1 protein-coding gene is annotated in these 598 nt (G+C 50.0%); it reads left to right on the forward strand.

The window, feature by feature from the left end; genetic code table 11:
- A partial coding sequence (cdh, locus tag AC5O77_RS22175) for a CDP-diacylglycerol diphosphatase (RefSeq protein ID WP_494507216.1) occupies positions 1 to 598 on the forward strand: 598 nt, incomplete at both ends.

Raw genomic sequence — 598 nt, forward strand, 5'->3', positions numbered from 1 at the left:
GTGAAGAGTCGGATACACTACGTAAGATTGTCCTTGAGGAATGTTTGCCCAATCAACAGCAAAATCAAAATCCTTCGCCATGTGCGGAAGTCAAACCCAATGCCGGATACGTGGTTTTAAAAGATCTTAATGGCCCACTGCAATATCTGTTGATGCCAACGTATCGTATTAACGGCACGGAAAGTCCTTTGTTGACCGATCCTTCAACGCCGAACTTCTTTTGGTTGGCCTGGCAGGGGCGTGATTTTATGAGCAAAAAATACGGCCAGCCGGTTCCCGATCGCGCGGTTTCTTTGGCGATCAACTCTCGCACCGGGCGTACGCAAAACCATTTTCATATTCATATTTCTTGTATTCGTCCTGATGTGCGCGAACAGCTGGATAACAATCTGGCGAACATCAGTAGCCGCTGGTTGCCACTGCCAGGTGGTTTGCGTGGGCATGAGTACCTGGCGCGTCGGGTAACGGAAAGCGAACTGGTACAACGCAGCCCATTTATGATGCTTGCAGAAGAAGTGCCTGAGGCGCGGGAACATATGGGAAGCTACGGGCTGGCAATGGTACGGCAGAGTGATAACTCATTTGTATTGCTGGCGAC

This window comes from Stenotrophomonas sp. INTA L402-1 (genome assembly GCF_059295135.1).